Raw genomic sequence first — 16676 nt, forward strand, 5'->3', positions numbered from 1 at the left:
AGCTGATGGAAACTTGGGGCTTAAAAATGCATAAACCGTGGTAGGTGAACGCAGGGCGATATTACCCCACTGTAACAATCAGTAACAAGTGATTCTGAACAATTTTTTTCAAATCGTTACTGACCTAAGTCATTAAATAGACACATTATTTTTGGATCCATTGATTTTAAATTGCCATCATTCTGCGGTTTTTGGGTGATTTCTACCCACCTCACGCCTTGCTTTCGGCGGAAAGTTGGTAGCTCCGGATAATATGCGTGGCGTGAAGCCTGCGTGTCAGTGGTTTACCCTGGAAAGTGGCTACGCAGCGCCGCCAACCCACCCTGGTAAACCCCGGCAAACAATTCCTGCGCAGCCTCGACGCTTATGCCCAGCGGCGTAAACTGCCCCGACCAGGTCACACGCGAACCGTCGCCTTGTGCTTCGACACGTAAAGTCGCCAGATAGTCGGTCACCGGAAACGGTGCCTGAACGATGGAATAACTATAGGTTTTGCCCGCATTGTCGAACGTTTGCAGCCGCTCGACGATCACCGTGCCATCTACGGTCTGCAGCGTGCGCAAACGCCCGCCTTCACCGTGCTCGCTTTTGGCAATAAACGACAACCAGTCGGGCAGCGAGTTAAAACCGCCAATCAGTTGCCAGACCTGATCGGTTGAAGCGGGAATATCGATAAACGCGGATGTTGCTGCCATGGGGTGTGTGTCTCTCAGAATAAATAGGATTGGAACGCCCTGCTTGCGACGACCAGGATGGGTCGACAGCATGCAGTAGGGTTGGGCTGTATACAATTGCAGTAACATCTACGAATTAGGGCGCGGCCTCGCTTCGCAAAGGGTAATGCCTATGGCTGCTACGAGATATAAAAAGAAATTACTATCTAACGACTAGAGCATTACACCACCACTACTACAGTTTTAACGTTTAACCCCGCCTCCAGCGCACCAAAAAAATAGAACCTCCAAATATATTTAAAAACAACCCGAAAACTATAACGACCACACCAACAAACTGCTCACCAGACAGCGCTCCACCTAGGAATAGCTCCACACTTGCAATACCTACGACAGAAACCAGAAGAGATAATGGCGCAATTCGCCATGTTTCATAGTGACCTAATAAACATACCCAGGCGGCATAGCATATGCAGGGTCGCAACAAACAAAAAAGAAAACTGCCCAAAACTTATGGTTAAGCCATACGCCAACAGCTACCTCACAGGTATTTTAAGTAACCCTATAAAAAACTGCCGAGAAAGCGACAAGAGCGAATCTCAGACCTGCCAAGAGAAAAGGAGGCATGCCATTAAGCCCAATCTTTATGACTACAAAATTCAACCCTCATATAATAACTACGCAAAGGGCTAGCAACATATCCTTCACAGACATAGACTTATTCCCATTAATAAACGACTGCAAGAAACCCGGAAGTCCAGCGCCTGAAAACAGCTTTCACAGAGGATGAAACTGCGCCCGGCTACTCGAAAACCGGCCGAAAGAAGCTTCGCTCGTAACTCAAGATGCACCGGTTGTCTTCAGCCAGTTTGAATGCGGCAATGCACTCGGCATCGGTTTTTGAGCGCTCGCGGTAGTCTTCATAAACCGCGAGGCTGGGGAAGGTAAACATCGCCAAGGCGATGTTGTTGGCGCCTTCCGAGGGCAGGAAGTAGCAGTGGTGCTGCCCACCGAACTTCGCTACCAGCGGGATCCACACTTTCGCATAGGCTTCAAATTCAGCCAGTTGGTACGGGTCAATCACGTAACGCAGGTAGCAGGTGATCATGGGTTCATTCCATGAGGCAAAAGGAAATCGAGACTAGTCCCCTCCCGCCTCACGGGTCAATCAACTCACACAGGATGCAGGCAATCATCCTCGGCATAGATCGCCGTGTGCAAACCGCCCTCGGCATCGCGCCAGGCGCGGTACATACCCGGGGTGTTGAAGCTCAGTACGGTTTCGCCGGACGGAGACACCGCAACCACCCCGCCGTTGCCTCCCAGTTCCTTGAGTTCACCCTGCACCACTTGGTCGCAGGCATCTTGCAGGCTGGAGCCGACCAGGCGAATGCGCGACGCAATATTGTGAGCAACCACGGTGCGCATAAAGAACTCACCGTGACCAGTGGCCGAGATCGCGGCGCTGCGGTCATCGGCCCAGGTGCCAGAACCAATCAGTGGTGAGTCGCCCACGCGACCATAGCGCTTGTTGGTAATCCCGCCTGTGGAGGTAGCGGCGGCGACATGCCCGTGCTGGTCGAGTGCCACGGCGCCCACGGTGCCGAATTTTTTCTCCACGCCTCCCGGCTCCAGTAATACCGTCTCTGGTTGCTGCTGCTGGGCTGCCCATTGGCGACGACGCAAGGGGGTGTCGTACCAATCGTTGCTGACGTGTTCCAGGCCGGGCTGCTCGGACAGAAACAGATCCGCCCCCGCCCCTGCCAGCAGCACGTGCTCGCTGTGCTCCAGCACCGCCCTCGCTCCGCAAATCGGGTTACGCACGTGATGCACACCGGCCACGGCTCCGGCTTCGAGATTGGCGCCGCTCATGATCGCCGCGTCCAGTTCATGGTCACCGGTATGGGTAAATACCGCGCCTTTCCCGGCGTTGAACCAGGGGCACTCTTCGAGTTCAATCACGCTGGCCTGTACTGCGTCCAGGCTGCTGCCACCCCGCTCCAGCACATCAACACCGGCCTTGAGCGCTTGCAATAACGCCGCGTGAATTGCCTGTTCGTCATCTTGCGTCAGCACGCCGGGCATCAGTACACCAGCGCCGCCATGCAGGGCCATCGCTATGGATTGAGTCATTGCACATGCACTCCGTGATTGATTATCTGGCTCAAAAAGCGTTGGGTTCGCGGTGATTCCGGGGCCGAGAAAAACCGTTCAGGCGGGGCTTCTTCGACAATCTCGCCCTGATCCATAAACACAATTCGATCCGCGACTTTACGGGCAAAACCCATTTCGTGGGTCACACAGATCATGGTCATGCCTTCCTGGGCCAGGCTGGTCATTACCTCCAGCACTTCGGCGATCATTTCCGGGTCGAGGGCCGAGGTTGGCTCGTCGAACAGCATGACCTTGGGCTGCATGCACAGCGCCCGGGCAATGGCGATTCGTTGCTGCTGACCGCCGGACAACTGCGAGGGAAACTTGTTGGCGTGGTCGCGCATCTTGACCTTGTCCAGCAGCCCCAGCGCACGTTCGATGGCTTCAGCCTCAGGCACACCCAGGTTGGAAGTCTGTGGCAACGTGCAGTTTTTCAGCACTGTGAGATGCGGAAACAGATTGAAGTGCTGGAAGCACATGCCCACCTGACGGCGGATGCGCTCAAGGCCCTTGAGGTTGCCATTGAGCTCCTCGCCCAGCACCTCGACCACGCCCTGCTGGTGTTGCTCCAGTTGATTGATGCAGCGGATCAGGGTTGACTTGCCGGAGCCGGAAGGTCCGCAAATCACCACTTTCTCGCCGGCTTTGACATTCAGCGAGATATTTTTCAGCACGTGGGCATTGCCGAACCATTTGTTCAATTGTTCGATGCGCACCATCAGGTCAGCGTCGGCCTTGGGTTTGATGATCATGAGCGGCTTTGCTCCATACGTTGTTCAAGGTGTCGGGCATAGCGCGACAGTGCAAAACAGATGACGAAGAAATAGATCGCCAGGAAGATGTAAATTTCGTGGCCGTACTCAACCCATTCAGGTGCGACAGCAGTGCTCATGGCGATACCGACGATGTCCAGCACGCCGACTATCATCACCAGCGTGGTTTCCTTGAACAGGCCGATAAATTGCGTTAGCAAGGGCGCAATGGACTGCTTGAGCACTTGCGGCAGGATGATCTGGCCCATGGTTTTCCAGTAGCCGAAACCCAGCGCCATCGCCGCTTCGTACTGGCCCTTGGGCAGGTTCTGCAAACCGCCGCGCAAGGTCTCGGCCATATAGGCGGCGGTAAACAGAATCAGCACCAACTGCACCCGCAGCAGAATGTCGAACGCCGAGTCCGGTGGCAGAAACAGCTGAATCATCAGCGAAGCCATAAACAACAGCGAGATCACCGGCACCGAACGCACCAGCTCGATGTAGAGCACGCACAGCATGCGGATGACCGGCAGTTTGGAGCGTCGGCCCAAGGCCAGCAAAATCCCCAGCGGCAAGGCGAAAATCATCCCCGCGGTGCCCAGAAATACCGTCACCAGCATCCCGGCGAACTTGGTCGAAGACACCTCGGGCAGCCCGGCTCCGCCCTTGAGCAGCCACCACATCACGATCGGCAGCAAGGCCAGATACGCCAGCAGCAGGCGCCGGTCCAGACGCTTGAAAAACAGCAGGACAAACGCCGATCCGGCCAGCACCAGCGACACCGTCACCCGCCACTGCTCAGCCTGCGGATAAAAGCCATACACAAACAGATTCCAGCGCTGGGTAATCGGCAGCCAGCACGCCCCTGCCGGGTTGCAATCCTTGGCACTGTCGCCAACGAAGGTCGCGTCGAACACCAGCCAGTTGAGTGCGGCGGGAACGCACCAACACAACAGCGCAATCACGCTGAGGGTCAGCAGGCTGTGCCCCACACTGGGAAACAGTTGGCTGCGGCTCCAGGCCACAGCCCGCTGAACCCAGGGCAAGCGCGGCGGCGTCAGCGGGACAGCCAGTACCTGATTCATTGCGGTCATGTTCAGTGCCCCCTCTGGCCGATACGGTGGTTGTAGATATTCATCCCCAAAGAAATCACCAGGCTGATCGCACAATAAGTGCCCATGACCAACGCGATGCATTCAATAGCCTGCCCCGTCTGGTTCAGGGTGGTGCCGCCGGTAGACGACACCAGCTCCATAAAGCCGATCACCACACCCAAAGAGGAGTTTTTGACGATATTGAGGTAGGTATTGGTGATTTGCGGAATCATCGGGTAGATCGCCTGCGGGACGATCAACTGGCGCATGGTGGCGCCCGATTTGAAGCCGAGCGCCCTGGCCGCTTCGTACTGACCGCGATGCACCGACTCAATCGCACCGCGAAAGATTTCTGCGATGTAACTGGCGCTGTAGAACGACAGGGCCAGGCACAGAGCAAGCATTTCCGGCACCAGGGTAATCCCGCCCTTAAAGCCAAAACCGCGCTGCACCGGCACCTCCCATTGCAATTGGGTACCGCTCACGGCGTACACCAGCAAAGGCAGCACCACTGCCCCGAGCAACAGCACAGGCCAACGCTTGGAGGCAAAACCGCGCCACGGTGTACGGGCCTCCTTGAAACGACAAAACCCATAACCCAGCAACATGCCCAGCACCATCAGGGCCACACCCCAGCCGACCTGACTGCCTTGCGCAAGCCAGGGCAGGTTCAGGCCGTTGTTGTTCAAAAACACCACGCCAAACAACGACGCCGAATGCTTGACCCCGGGCAATGCCAGTACCAGGCCGTACCACCAGACCAGATGCACCACCAACGGCACGTTGCGTAGAAATTCGATGCAGGTGCCGCTCAGGCGCTTGATCAGCCAGTTGTCCGAGACCCTGGCGATACCCAACGCACCACCCAGCAAGGTGGCCAGCACGATGCTCAGCACCGACACCAGCAAGGTGTTGAGCAAGCCCACCAGATAAGCCCTGGCATAGGTCGCGTCCGGGGTGTAATCAATCAGCGAGAAGCTGATGTCGTAGCCGGCGCGCTGAGATAAAAAGCCGAATCCGGAAGCAATATTGAGGTTCTTGAGGTTCAACGCGGCGTTGCTGGAGAGCAGATAAAACACCGCTGCAACCAGAGCCAGTACCAGCCCTTGCTGCAACACACTCGACAGACGCAGATTGTGCGAACGATGGGTCGACATGACAGTAATTCCCTTAACGGATCGGCGGTGCGTACATCAAGCCATGGTCTTTCCAACTGCGGTTCAGCCCGCGCGGGATGTTCAATGCTGTCTGCTGGCCGAGGTTACGGTCGTAGATTTGCGCGTAGTTGCCGACCTGCTTTATGGCGCGATACGCCCAGTCACTGTCCAGGCCAAAGGATTTGCCGATGGTGCCTTCGGTGCCGAGCAAACGGGCGATATCGGTCGATGCGGTTTTATTGCCCCGCAGTTCGTCGACGTTGTCCGAAGTCACACCCAGCTCTTCGCCCGTCATCAGGGCATAGGCGGTCCAGGTCACGATATTGCGCCAGGTGGTGTCACCCTGAGCGACGAAGGCACCCAGTGGCTCCTTGGAAATCACTTCCGGCAGCAACGCGTAGTCCTGGGGGTTATTCATCAGCGCCAATCGTGCAGCCAGACCGGAAGAGTCATTGGAAATGGCATTGCAGCGCCCGCGCTGGAAAGCAGCGTAGAGTTCGGGGCTTTTTTCGATGACCACGGTTTTGTAGGTCAGGCCACGTCGGCCGAAATAGTCTTCGAGGTTCTGCTCGGAGGTGGTGCCGGGCGACAGGCAAAAGGTGGCGCCATCCAGATCGGTGAGTTTTTTGATGCCGTCGGCCGTATGGGTCATGAAGCCCTGGCCGTCGTAAAACCATACCGTCGTGAAGTCCACCCCCAGATTGGCCACCCGCTCAGCAGTCCAGGACGCGGCCCGTGACAGGATGTCGATTTCACCGGAGGCCAGGGCCGTGAAGCGGTTCTTCGCGGTGGTGGTCAGGTACTCGACCTTGTCCGCATCACCCAGCACCGCAGCGGCGACGGCGCGGCACAAATCCACGTCCATGCCGGTCCAGCGGCCCTTGTCATCAATCAGCGAAAAACCCGGTTTATCACCAGCTACACCACAGCGCACGCTGCCATGTGCCTTGACCTTTTCCAACACACCTGCCTGGGCAGCCTGACCACTGACCATCAGCAGGGCCAATAACGGAGCCCCAAGTAAAAGCTTCACCCTATTCAATTTGTGCATATCATGCCCCTTCGAAATTCTTCTTGTTATGCCTGTGAACCACACTTTTACGATCGGTAAAGCGGCAGGTGGCGGTTAAGGTGCACAATAAAGACAGAGGCATGGGTCGGATAGCGACTATTGATCCACTATGCTGGACGCGCTATCGAATATTGGAATAACTCTATGAATATCGACTGGTATGAAGATTTCCTCGCCCTGGCCGATACCGGCAAGTTCACCGCGGCGGCCAGCATGCGTGGCTCTTCGCAATCGGCGTTGAGCCGACGCATTCAATTGCTCGAAGCGCACCTGGGCGCCAACCTGATCGACCGCGAACGCAACCCGGTACGCCTGACTGCCGCCGGTGAAGCCTTGCTGCCCAATGCCGTGGAACTGGTACGCATGGCCCGCGACTGCGAGCAGAGCGTAAAAGTGCTCAACCGGCCACTGACCTTTGCCTCGCTGCACACTTTGGCCTGCAACTTCTTCCCCGGCTGGATCAGCCAGTTGAACAGCCCGCAAACGCCGCTGTTCACCCGGATCGATACTGGCTATCGCAGCACCGATGATTACTACATGGCGCTGATGTCCGGGCGTTGCGATTTCGTCCTGTTCTACCGCGACACCAAGAGCGCGCCCTACTCCCGGCAAAGTGAATTCGAAGTCAAATCCCTGGGCCATGACGAACTGTACTGGGTCGCCACCCCCGACTTGGCCACGCATTGCGCGCAGACCGACGAACCGATCCCGTTGCTCAGCTACTCGCGCAGCGCGCAATTGCATGAACTGTCACGCACCCAGATCAACCGCCATCCGCAGCCCCATCGCCTGCTGCAAGTGTTCGAGGCAACCGTGTCAGAAGCGCTCAAACCGATGGTCGCCAGCGGCCAGGGCGTGGCGTGCATGCCCCACAGCATGGTGGCGCCGTTGATTGAGCGAAAGGAATTGGTGCGCCTGTATCCAGACATGGAGTCCGACCATCTGGAAGTGATTTTGGTGCGCTGGCGGGACAACCGTAACCCACAGGCCGAGGCGTTCTGGCAGCGGTTGTAAATTTAACCTGATGCGCGAGTCCTTGTGGAAGCGAGCCTGCTCGCGAAGACATCACCGTAGCTTGCCTGACACACCGAGGCATCTGCATCGCAGGTAAGCCAGCTCCCACAGGTTTTGCACTGTTCACACTCCCTGTGTCTTCACACCGTGAAAATCATATGAGCCTGAGATGGCTATTGAACCAACCCCGCCTGAATCTTTCCCACCACCTCCTGCATCGCCGGTAAAAAGCGGCGAGCAGCTTCCTCCACCGGCATGGCCTTGGCGATATACACCAGATTCAGGCAACCCATCACCCGCTCCTGATACATCACCGGGATCGCTATCGCAGCGATTTTGCGCTCCTCACCCCAGTGCGAGTTGTTTTCCCCATAGCCCTTGTTGCGTGTGTGCTCCACCAACCGTTCGACAAATCGGCGATCCGCCGCCAGCGCCGATTGCGAGTCGTCACGACTGATCATCAGCTCGATCAACTCCTCCCGCTCGGCAGGCGGACAAAATGCGAAGTAGGCTCGCCCGGTCGCCGTCATCAGTAACGGCAAGCGGCGCCCCACCATCGAACGATGAAATGACAGGCGACTGAATCGGTGAGTGGTTTCGCGTATCACCATGGCATCGCCATCCAGGGTGCACAGGTCGGTAGGCCAGGCCACTTGCTGGAGCAACTGGCCCAACAAGGGCGCGGCAATTGAAGAAATCCACTGTTCATCGCGAAAGCCTTCACTGAGCTCGCGCACCTTGAGCGTCAGCCGGTAGCTGTCATCAGACTCGCTGCGCCGCACATAACCTTCGGCCTGCAGAGTTTCGAGCAAACGACGCACTGTGGTGCGATGCAGGCCACTGTGTTCAGCCAGTTGTGCGGTGCTGGCACCACCATCGAAACGGTTGAGACCGTTGATCAGCAACAGCCCGCGCATCAAGCCGCGCACGGCCTTATATTCGGTTTCGCTCATGTCATTTCCATTATTTTTATAGGTAAATCAACGATGTGCACTGTGTGCACACTAGCAAGGGTTGTCGTTGTTCACCAGCCTCGTGATTTCCATACTGCGCCCAACAAGAAATCCAAAAAAGCGCTGTACGGAGATACCCATGAGTTCTGCTCACACTGCTTCACCTCTGGACCTGAGCACCGATGTCGCGATTGTCGGTGCCGGCCCGGTCGGACTGATGATCGCCAACTACCTGGGCCAATGTGGTGTGAACGTCACCCTGGTGGAAAAACTCGACAGCCTGATCGACTACCCCCGCGCCATCGGCCTGGATGACGAAAGCCTGCGTACCTTCCAGGCAGTCGGCCTTGCCGATAACGTGCTGCCGCACACTACGCCCTGGCATGCGATGCGTTTTATGACGCCCAAGGGTCGTTGCTTTGCCGATATCCAGCCCAAGACCGATGAGTTCGGCTGGTCCCGCCGTAATGCCTTTATCCAGCCGTTGGCAGACCGCGTGCTGTTCGAAGGCCTGGCCCGCTTTGACAACGTCAAGGTGCTGTTCGGCCGCGAACTCGAAGGCTTCGAGCAAAGCGACAGCGGCGTGCAACTAAGCCTGAAAAACACCGAAGGTCGCAGCGAGCGCTTGCAGGCCAAATACCTGATCGGCTGCGACGGCGGCAACAGCCTGGTACGCCGCAGCCTGGATATCAGTTTTGAAGGCAAGACCGCGCCCAATCAGTGGATCGTGGTGGATATCGCCAACGACCCGCTCAGTACGCCCCATGTGTACCTGTGCTGCGACCCGGTGCGGCCCTACGTATCGGCCGCCCTGCCCCACGGCGTGCGCCGCTTCGAGTTTATGGTGATGCCCGGCGAAACCGAGGCCGAGCTGAGCAAGCCCGAAAACATGCGCAAGCTGCTGGCCAAGGTGCTACCGCATCGAGCTGATCCGCAGCCGCGTCTATACCCATAACGCACGCCTCGCCGGACGCTTTCGTCAGGGTCGGGTACTGCTGGCCGGGGATGCCGCACATATCATGCCGGTCTGGCAGGGCCAGGGTTACAACAGCGGCATGCGCGATGCCTCCAACCTGGCCTGGAAGCTGTCGCTGGTGATCAAGGGTCTGGCCAGCGACCGCTTGCTCGACAGCTATGAGCTGGAACGCCGCGACCACGCCAAGGCGATGATCGACCTATCCGTTCTGGCCGGCCATGTACTGGCGCCACCCAAGCGCTGGCAGGGCACTCTGCGTGATGGCGTGTCGTGGCTGCTCAACTATGTGCCACCGGTCAAACGCTACTTCGTCGAAATGCGCTTCAAGCCCATGCCGCAATACACCCGCGGAGCCCTGATCGTGCCAAGCGAAAAAGGCTCGCCGGTGGGCAAGATGTTTATTCAGCCCAAGGTACTGACCGACACCGGCACCACCGTTCTACTCGATGAAGTGATCGGCGAGAGCTTCGCCATTATCGCCTGGGGTTGCGACCCCACCTGGGGCCTGACGCCAGCGCAGATTGCGCAATGGAAAACCCTGGGCACGCGGTTTATTCAAGTGCTGCCGGACGTCCAGCTCAGGGCTCCGAGCGACGCCGGCAACGACGTGATTCGCATCGGCGACAGCAGTGGCCGCCTGCGCGAGTGGTTCGCTCGCGGTTCATCGTCCATCGCCCTGCTGCGCCCTGATCGCTTTCTCGCCGGGTTGGCCACACCACAAACCCTTGGCAAAGCCTGTAATGAACTGGCCCTGGCACTCAACGCACAGACGCAAGCCAGCGTGACGTCAATCGTCAGCAAGGTGGCCTGAAATGAGCGCATATCTGCACTGCCTGTCACATACGCCGCTGGTGGGCTACGTCGACCCGGCACCTGAAGTGCTGGCCGAAGTGGACAGCATGATCAGCGATGCCCGCGAGCGTATTGCCCGTTTCGATCCGCAACTGATCGTGCTCCTGGGACCCGATCACTACAACGGCTTTTTCTACGACGTAATGCCGCCCTTTTGCATTGGCATGGCCGCCGATGCCATCGGTGATTTCGACACGGCAGCCGGCCCCCTCGACGTACCTAAAGCGCTGGCAGAAGCCTGCGCCCAAGCCGTCATGGATGCCGGAATAGACACCGCCGTGTCCTATCGAATGCAGGTTGACCACGCCTTTGCCCAACCGCTGGAACTGTTGCTGGGCGGGTTGCGCACCTGCCCCGTGATTCCGGTTTTCATCAATTCGGTGGCAGTGCCCTTGCCCGGCTTCAAGCGTGCGCGCTTGCTGGGTGAGGCCATCGGCCAATGGGCCAAATCACTGGACCTGCGCGTGCTGTTTCTCGCGTCCGGAGGCCTGTCACATCAACCCCCGGTGCCAGAGCTGGCCAAGGCCGATGCACGCATGGCCGACCGCCTGATGGGCAGCGGCCGCCAGTTGCCAGCCGATGAGCGCGAGGCTCGCCAGCAGCGGGTGATCCAGGCCGCACGGCACTTTGTCGAAGACCAGAACAGCCTGCATCCGCTCAACCCGGTATGGGACCAACAGTTTCTCGACACCCTGGAACAGGGCCGCCTGAGCGACCTCGACGCCCTGGGCAATGACGAGCTGTCGGCGCTGGCCGGCAAGTCGACCCACGAGGTGAAAACCTGGGTCGCCGCCTTCGCCGCCCTGTCCGCCTTCGGCCCTTACCAAACCGAAGGCCGCTACTACCGCCCGATTCCCGAGTGGATCGCAGGCTTCGGCGCCCTTGGCGCGCAGCCGCTGAACAACACCCTTTGAATTCAAGGAACACTGCCATGACTACCACTGCCAGCGTATTCACTGAAGCCTCGACCAGCCGCTTTGCCCGTATCAAGGAAGGCGGCCTGGACCTGCAATTGCACTACAACGACGTCGGCCAAGGTGCAGAGACTGTGGTCATGCTCCACGGCTCCGGGCCCGGCGCCAGCGGCTGGGCCAACTTCCACCGCAACATCGAACCGTTGGTGACAGCCGGTTACCGGGTGATCCTGCTCGACTGCCCGGGCTGGAGCAAAAGCGACCCGGTGGTCAGCGAAGGTTCGCGCTCCAACCTCAATGCGTCGGCGCTCAAGGGGCTGCTCGATGTGCTGGACCTAGACCGGGTGCACATCATCGGCAACTCGATGGGTGCCCACAGCACCGTAGCCTTCGCTCTGGAAAACCCGGAGCGCATCGGCAAACTGATCCTCATGGGCGGCGGCACCGGCGGCCCGAGCGCGTTTGTGCCCCAGCCCACCGAAGGCATCAAACTGATCGGTGCGCTGTACCGCGAGCCGACCATTGAAAACCTGAAAAAGATGATGAACGTCTTCGTTTTCGACGCCAGCAGCCTGACCGAAGAACTGTTCCAGACCCGCCTGGATAACCTCCTGGCGCGCCGCGACCATCTGGAAAACTTCGTTAAAAGCAGCACCCTCAATCCCAAGCAGTTCCCCGACTTCAGCCATCGCCTGCACGAAATCAGCGCAGAAACCCTGCTGGTGTGGGGTCGCGAAGACCGCTTTGTGCCGATGGACACCGGCTTGCGTCTGCTGGCCGGACTGCCTAAAGCGCAGTTGCACGTGTTCAACCGCTGCGGCCACTGGGCGCAGTGGGAGCACGCCGACACCTTCAACCGCATGGTGCTGGACTTCCTGACCCACTGATGACCGAGACCGCCATGAACCCGACTCCAGAGACACTGGCCAAACTGGCCGCCGATTTGCGTCACGCCGAAACTCACGGCAACGCCATCGCACCGCTGCGCGAGCTGATCGGTGAAGACAACGCGACAGCCGCCTACACCATCCAGCAGCTCAATGTCGCCCACGGCATCGCCAATGGACGCCGGGTAGTGGGCCGAAAAATCGGCCTGACCAACCCCAAGGTTCAGGCGCAACTAGGCGTGGACCAACCAGACTTCGGCACCCTGTTCGCAGACATGTGCTACGGCGACAACCAGACCGTGCCCATCGAGCGCGTGCTGCAACCCAAGATCGAGGCTGAAATCGCCTTGATCCTCAAACATGACCTGCCCCACCCCGACACCACCTTCGACGAAGTCATGAGCGCCACCGGCTGGGTGGTCCCGGCCCTGGAAATCGTCGGCAGCCGCGTGCAGCAGTGGAACATCCGCTTTGTCGATACGGTAGCCGACAACGCCTCCAGTGGCTGCTACGTACTCGGCGGCCCGGCCCGCAGCCTCGAGGGGCTGGACTTGCGCAATGCGGGCATGCGCATGACCCGCAATGGTGAAGAGGTTTCCAGTGGCAGCGGCGCGCAATGCCTGGGCCATCCGCTCAATGCGGCCGTGTGGCTGGCTTGCACCATGGCGCGTCTGGGCAATCCGCTGCAAGCGGGCGACATCATCCTGACAGGCGCACTGGGGCCAATGGTGGCCGTGGCCGCCGGTGATCGTTTCGACGCGCATATCGAAGGCATCGGCAGTGTCGGTGTGGACTTCTCGCAACACAGCGGCGCCGAGTAATCGGCGACTTGCGTGCACATGAGGCAACAATAATGAACAAGAAACTCAAGGTCGCCATCATCGGCTCCGGCAATATCGGCACCGACCTGATGATTAAAATCCTGCGCAATGCCAAGCACCTGGAAATGGGCGCCATGGTCGGTATCGATCCGGCCTCCGACGGTCTGGCCCGCGCTGCCCGCATGGGTGTTGCGATCACCCACGAAGGGGTTGAAGGCCTGACGCGCATGGACGTGTTCAAGGACATCGACTTCGTGTTCGATGCCACCTCCGCCGGCGCCCATGTCAAGAACGACGCCTTTCTGCGCGGCATCAAACCCGGTATCCGCCTGATCGACCTCACGCCTGCGGCCATTGGCCCGTACTGCGTGCCAGTGGTCAATCTGGAACAGAACCTCGACCAGCTAAACGTCAATATGGTCACGTGCGGCGGGCAGGCGACCATCCCGATGGTCGCCGCCGTGTCCCGTGTGGCCAAAGTGCATTACGCCGAAATCGTCGCTTCGATTGCCAGCAAATCTGCCGGTCCCGGCACCCGCGCCAATATCGACGAGTTCACCGAAACCACCTCCAGGGCCATCGAAGTGATTGGCGGTGCAACCAAGGGCAAGGCGATCATCGTGATGAATCCGGCAGAGCCGCCGTTGATGATGCGCGACACCGTTTTTGTGCTAAGCGAGGCCGCAGACCAGGCACTGGTCGAGGCATCCATCGTTGAAATGGCCGCAGCGGTGCAAGCCTATGTGCCGGGCTATCGCCTCAAGCAACGCGTGCAGTTTGACGTAATCCCTGAAGACAGGCCGCTGACCATTCCCGGTCTGGGCAGGTTTTCCGGCCTCAAGACGTCGGTGTTTCTTGAAGTCGAAGGCGCCGCCCACTACCTGCCGGCCTACGCCGGAAATCTCGACATCATGACCTCCGCAGCCTTGGCCACCGCCGAGCGCATGGCGCTGTCGATGCTCAACGCCTGAGGGGAAAACCATGAACGGTAAAAAGATCTATATCAGCGACGTAACCCTACGCGACGGCAGCCACGCGGTGCGCCATCAGTACTCGTTGCAGAACGTGCAGGATATCGCCCGCGCCCTGGACAAGGCCCGTGTCGACGCCATCGAAGTAGCCCACGGTGATGGACTGCAGGGTTCGAGCTTCAACTATGGCTTTGCCTCGCACACCGATCTGGAGTGGATCGAAGCGGCGGCGGATGTAATCAGCCACGCCAAAATCACCACCTTGCTGTTGCCCGGCATCGGCACGGTTCACGACCTCAAGGCCGCGTACAACGCCGGTGCCCGGGTGGTGCGCATCGCCACCCATTGCACCGAAGCCGATGTATCAAAGCAGCACATCGAATACGCCCGTGAACTGGGCATGGACACCGTGGGCTTTCTGATGATGAGCCACATGATCCCGGCCGAGCAGTTGGCCGCACAGGCCAAGCTGATGGAGAGCTACGGCGCCACTTGCGTGTACATGGCCGACTCCGGCGGCGCCATGAACATGCAGGATATCCGCGACCGCTTCCGCGCGTTCAAGGCGGTGCTCAAGCCTGAGACCGAAACCGGCATGCATGCCCACCACAACCTGTCGCTGGGCGTGGCCAACTCGATTACGGCGGTTGAAGAAGGCTGCGACCGGATCGACGCCAGCCTCGCGGGCATGGGTGCCGGGGCCGGCAATGCCCCGCTGGAAGTGTTTATCGCCGCCGCCGAGCGCCTGGGCTGGAACCACGGCACGGACCTTTACACGCTGATGGATGCAGCGGATGACATCGTCCGACCGTTGCAGGATCGCCCGGTACGGGTCGACCGCGAAACCCTGGCGCTGGGTTATGCCGGGGTGTATTCGAGCTTTTTGCGCCATGCCGAAATCGCTGCGGCCAAGTACGGGCTCAAGACGCTGGACATCCTGGTGGAGCTTGGCAAACGGCGGATGGTGGGCGGCCAGGAAGACATGATCGTCGACGTGGCGCTGGACCTGCTTAAACGCTAAAGCCCTACTTGCCCCCTTGTGGGAGCGGGCTTGCTCGCGATGCTGGCAACGCGGTGCACCTGACGAACCGCATTGATCCAATCGCGAGCAAACCCGCTCCCACAGAAACAGGGGTTAACGCTGCTTCATCCATAACAACAATAAAACGGGTACAGCCCATGACTTCACTCAATCTGCAAATGGCCCGCACTATCGGCCTGTGCTTCCTCGTGGCACTGATGGAGGGCCTTGATCTACAGGCCGCTGGGATCGCTGCTCAAGGCATGGCTGCCGCGTTCGAACTGGATAAATTACACATGAGCTGGGTCTTCAGCGCCGGGATTTTCGGCCTGTTGCCCGGTGCCTTCGCGGGTGGATGGCTGGCTGACCGCATTGGCCGCAAGCGCGTACTGATGGCTTCGGTGGTGCTGTTCGGGGTGTTTTCCCTGGCCACGGCGCTGGCCTGGGACTTCAACAGCCTATTGGTCGCCCGTTGCCTGACGGGCGTCGGACTGGGCGCGGCACTACCCAACCTGATTGCCCTCACCAGCGAAGTGGCTGGCCCGCGTTTGCGCGGTACGGCGGTAAGCCTGATGTATTGCGGCGTGCCTTTGGGCGCTGCGCTGGCCGCCATGATCGGCATCGCCGACCTGGTCGGTGGCTGGCAAGTGGTGTTCTACGTCGGCGGTGTGGTGCCGCTGCTGATCGTGCCGCTGCTGGGGTTCTACCTTCCAGAATCGCAGCAGTTTCGCAAGGTTCAGGGCGAGGCGCCTGTCGGTGTGGTTCAGGGCCTGTTTCGCGATGGCGCGGCACTGCCGACTGCGCTGATCTGGGTCAGCTATTTCTTCACCCTGATGGTGGTCTACATCCTGATCAACTGGCTGCCCAGCCTGGTGATCGGCCAGGGTTTCACCGGGCGTCAAGCCAGCTGGGTGATGCTCGCCCTGCAAATTGGCGCAGCGGCCGGCACTCTGTTTCTGGGCTGGGTCATGGACCGCCTGCCCGCCTGGGCCCTGTCGGCGCTTATCTATATAGGCATCCTCGTGTCACTGACCGCCCTCGGGTTGGCCAGTCATTTGCCGGGTATGCTGGCAGCGGGCTTTATCGCCGGCTTCTTTGCCACCGGTGGCCAATGCGTGCTCTACGCCCTGGCGCCACATTTCTATCGTCCCTCCATACGCGCCACGGGCGTGGGCAGCGCGGTGGCAATCGGTCGCCTCGGTGCCATGAGCGGCCCATTGGTGGCCGGCAAAATGCTCGCGCTGGGCACCGGCACCGCCGGGGTGATGCTGGCGTCGGCGCCGGGCATCGTGATCGCGGCCGTGGCCATGTTTTACCTGTCGGTGCGGCGCAACGCAGCAGCGCCGGACTGACAACCTGCGCGT

At 59.3% G+C, this 16676-nt stretch carries 17 protein-coding genes; 9 read left to right on the forward strand and 8 right to left on the reverse strand.

The features are described from left to right. Nucleotides 1-284 precede the first annotated feature (284 nt). The 7 genes from V6L79_RS17905 to V6L79_RS17935 form a co-directional block, all read right to left on the reverse strand. Nucleotides 285-695 (reverse strand): SRPBCC family protein, encoded by a 411-nt coding sequence (locus tag V6L79_RS17905; protein ID WP_321833687.1) that lies wholly within the window; start codon nt 693-695, stop codon nt 285-287. 781 nt (nt 696-1476) lie between these two features. After that, a complete protein-coding gene (locus V6L79_RS17910; RefSeq protein ID WP_338579280.1) occupies nt 1477-1782 on the reverse strand; it encodes an NIPSNAP family protein in 306 nt (101 codons plus the stop codon). A gap of 65 nt (nt 1783-1847) precedes the next feature. Further along, nucleotides 1848-2807 (reverse strand): isoaspartyl peptidase/L-asparaginase, encoded by a 960-nt coding sequence (locus tag V6L79_RS17915; RefSeq protein ID WP_338579281.1) that lies wholly within the window; start codon nt 2805-2807, stop codon nt 1848-1850. Further along, on the reverse strand, nt 2804-3580 hold the full coding sequence (locus V6L79_RS17920; RefSeq protein WP_338579282.1) for an amino acid ABC transporter ATP-binding protein: 777 nt from the start codon (nt 3578-3580) through the stop codon (nt 2804-2806). Before V6L79_RS17920 ends, V6L79_RS17915 begins: the two co-directional genes overlap by 4 nt. Then, nucleotides 3577-4674 carry an amino acid ABC transporter permease gene (locus V6L79_RS17925; RefSeq protein WP_261738679.1) on the reverse strand — a complete coding sequence of 366 codons (1098 nt, stop codon included), beginning with the start codon at nt 4672-4674 and terminating at the stop codon, nt 3577-3579. The genes V6L79_RS17920 and V6L79_RS17925 overlap by 4 nt, the downstream gene beginning before the upstream one ends. A 2-nt stretch (nt 4675-4676) precedes the next feature. Then, the gene (locus V6L79_RS17930) at nt 4677-5831 is read right to left on the reverse strand and encodes an amino acid ABC transporter permease (RefSeq protein WP_261738680.1); all 1155 of its coding nucleotides are present in this window, start codon (nt 5829-5831) and stop codon (nt 4677-4679) included. Between the two features lie 13 nt (nt 5832-5844). Then, entirely contained in the window at nt 5845-6882 is a 1038-nt protein-coding gene (locus V6L79_RS17935) for an amino acid ABC transporter substrate-binding protein (RefSeq protein ID WP_338579283.1), read from the reverse strand. A gap of 165 nt (nt 6883-7047) precedes the next feature. On the opposite strand from V6L79_RS17935, the gene V6L79_RS17940 reads away from it, so the two are divergent. Next, complete coding sequence (locus tag V6L79_RS17940) at nt 7048-7917, forward strand: LysR family transcriptional regulator (RefSeq protein WP_261738682.1); 870 nt, start codon at nt 7048-7050, stop codon at nt 7915-7917. 173 nt (nt 7918-8090) lie between these two features. Here the strand turns inward: V6L79_RS17940 and V6L79_RS17945 are convergent, their stop codons facing one another. Continuing rightward, the gene (locus V6L79_RS17945; RefSeq protein WP_261738683.1) at nt 8091-8870 is read right to left on the reverse strand and encodes a DNA-binding transcriptional regulator; all 780 of its coding nucleotides are present in this window, start codon (nt 8868-8870) and stop codon (nt 8091-8093) included. Between the two features lie 139 nt (nt 8871-9009). On the opposite strand from V6L79_RS17945, the gene V6L79_RS24770 reads away from it, so the two are divergent. The 8 genes from V6L79_RS24770 to mhpT all read left to right on the forward strand — a co-directional run bounded on the left by V6L79_RS24770 (nt 9010) and on the right by mhpT (nt 16664). Beyond that, nucleotides 9010-9825, forward strand: coding sequence for an FAD-dependent monooxygenase (locus V6L79_RS24770; protein ID WP_405046600.1), 816 nt, complete (start codon nt 9010-9012; stop codon nt 9823-9825). Then, on the forward strand, nt 9800-10657 hold the full coding sequence (locus tag V6L79_RS24775; RefSeq protein ID WP_405046647.1) for an FAD-dependent monooxygenase: 858 nt from the start codon (nt 9800-9802) through the stop codon (nt 10655-10657). The genes V6L79_RS24770 and V6L79_RS24775 overlap by 26 nt, the downstream gene beginning before the upstream one ends. A 1-nt stretch (nt 10658) precedes the next feature. Further along, on the forward strand, nt 10659-11612 hold the full coding sequence (mhpB, locus tag V6L79_RS17955) for a 3-carboxyethylcatechol 2,3-dioxygenase (protein WP_338579284.1): 954 nt from the start codon (nt 10659-10661) through the stop codon (nt 11610-11612). A 17-nt stretch (nt 11613-11629) separates the two neighbouring features. Beyond that, a complete protein-coding gene (locus tag V6L79_RS17960; protein ID WP_261738686.1) occupies nt 11630-12499 on the forward strand; it encodes an alpha/beta fold hydrolase in 870 nt (289 codons plus the stop codon). Between the two features lie 14 nt (nt 12500-12513). Further along, a complete protein-coding gene (gene mhpD / locus V6L79_RS17965) occupies nt 12514-13320 on the forward strand; it encodes a 2-keto-4-pentenoate hydratase (RefSeq protein WP_338580329.1) in 807 nt (268 codons plus the stop codon). A gap of 32 nt (nt 13321-13352) precedes the next feature. After that, the gene (locus V6L79_RS17970; RefSeq protein ID WP_321836858.1) at nt 13353-14291 is read left to right on the forward strand and encodes an acetaldehyde dehydrogenase (acetylating); all 939 of its coding nucleotides are present in this window, start codon (nt 13353-13355) and stop codon (nt 14289-14291) included. Nucleotides 14292-14301: 10 nt separating this feature from the next. Beyond that, a complete protein-coding gene (gene dmpG, locus V6L79_RS17975; protein WP_046808984.1) occupies nt 14302-15312 on the forward strand; it encodes a 4-hydroxy-2-oxovalerate aldolase in 1011 nt (336 codons plus the stop codon). Between the two features lie 158 nt (nt 15313-15470). After that, nucleotides 15471-16664 carry a 3-(3-hydroxy-phenyl)propionate transporter MhpT gene (gene mhpT, locus V6L79_RS17980; protein ID WP_261738688.1) on the forward strand — a complete coding sequence of 398 codons (1194 nt, stop codon included), beginning with the start codon at nt 15471-15473 and terminating at the stop codon, nt 16662-16664. Nucleotides 16665-16676 lie beyond the last annotated feature (12 nt).

Origin of the sequence: Pseudomonas sp. ML2-2023-6 (assembly GCF_037055265.1) — a bacterium.
Classification (GTDB): domain Bacteria; phylum Pseudomonadota; class Gammaproteobacteria; order Pseudomonadales; family Pseudomonadaceae; genus Aquipseudomonas; species Aquipseudomonas kulmbachensis.

What these genes read in the sequence shown, in the direction of transcription:
- V6L79_RS17970 (WP_321836858.1), top strand. Translation starts at nt 13,353, where the DNA reads ATGAACAAGAAACTCAAGGTCGCCATCATCGGCTCCGGCAATATCGGC.
- dmpG (WP_046808984.1), top strand. Translation starts at nt 14,302, where the DNA reads ATGAACGGTAAAAAGATCTATATCAGCGACGTAACCCTACGCGACGGC.
- V6L79_RS17960 (WP_261738686.1), top strand. Translation starts at nt 11,630, where the DNA reads ATGACTACCACTGCCAGCGTATTCACTGAAGCCTCGACCAGCCGCTTT.
- V6L79_RS17930 (WP_261738680.1), bottom strand. Translation starts at nt 5,831, where the DNA reads ATGTCGACCCATCGTTCGCACAATCTGCGTCTGTCGAGTGTGTTGCAG.
- V6L79_RS17935 (WP_338579283.1), bottom strand. Translation starts at nt 6,882, where the DNA reads ATGCACAAATTGAATAGGGTGAAGCTTTTACTTGGGGCTCCGTTATTG.
- V6L79_RS17945 (WP_261738683.1), bottom strand. Translation starts at nt 8,870, where the DNA reads ATGAGCGAAACCGAATATAAGGCCGTGCGCGGCTTGATGCGCGGGCTG.
- mhpD (WP_338580329.1), top strand. Translation starts at nt 12,514, where the DNA reads ATGAACCCGACTCCAGAGACACTGGCCAAACTGGCCGCCGATTTGCGT.
- mhpB (WP_338579284.1), top strand. Translation starts at nt 10,659, where the DNA reads ATGAGCGCATATCTGCACTGCCTGTCACATACGCCGCTGGTGGGCTAC.
- V6L79_RS17925 (WP_261738679.1), bottom strand. Translation starts at nt 4,674, where the DNA reads ATGACCGCAATGAATCAGGTACTGGCTGTCCCGCTGACGCCGCCGCGC.
- V6L79_RS24770 (WP_405046600.1), top strand. Translation starts at nt 9,010, where the DNA reads ATGAGTTCTGCTCACACTGCTTCACCTCTGGACCTGAGCACCGATGTC.
- V6L79_RS17920 (WP_338579282.1), bottom strand. Translation starts at nt 3,580, where the DNA reads ATGATCATCAAACCCAAGGCCGACGCTGACCTGATGGTGCGCATCGAA.
- mhpT (WP_261738688.1), top strand. Translation starts at nt 15,471, where the DNA reads ATGACTTCACTCAATCTGCAAATGGCCCGCACTATCGGCCTGTGCTTC.
- V6L79_RS17915 (WP_338579281.1), bottom strand. Translation starts at nt 2,807, where the DNA reads ATGACTCAATCCATAGCGATGGCCCTGCATGGCGGCGCTGGTGTACTG.
- V6L79_RS17910 (WP_338579280.1), bottom strand. Translation starts at nt 1,782, where the DNA reads ATGATCACCTGCTACCTGCGTTACGTGATTGACCCGTACCAACTGGCT.
- V6L79_RS17940 (WP_261738682.1), top strand. Translation starts at nt 7,048, where the DNA reads ATGAATATCGACTGGTATGAAGATTTCCTCGCCCTGGCCGATACCGGC.
- V6L79_RS17905 (WP_321833687.1), bottom strand. Translation starts at nt 695, where the DNA reads ATGGCAGCAACATCCGCGTTTATCGATATTCCCGCTTCAACCGATCAG.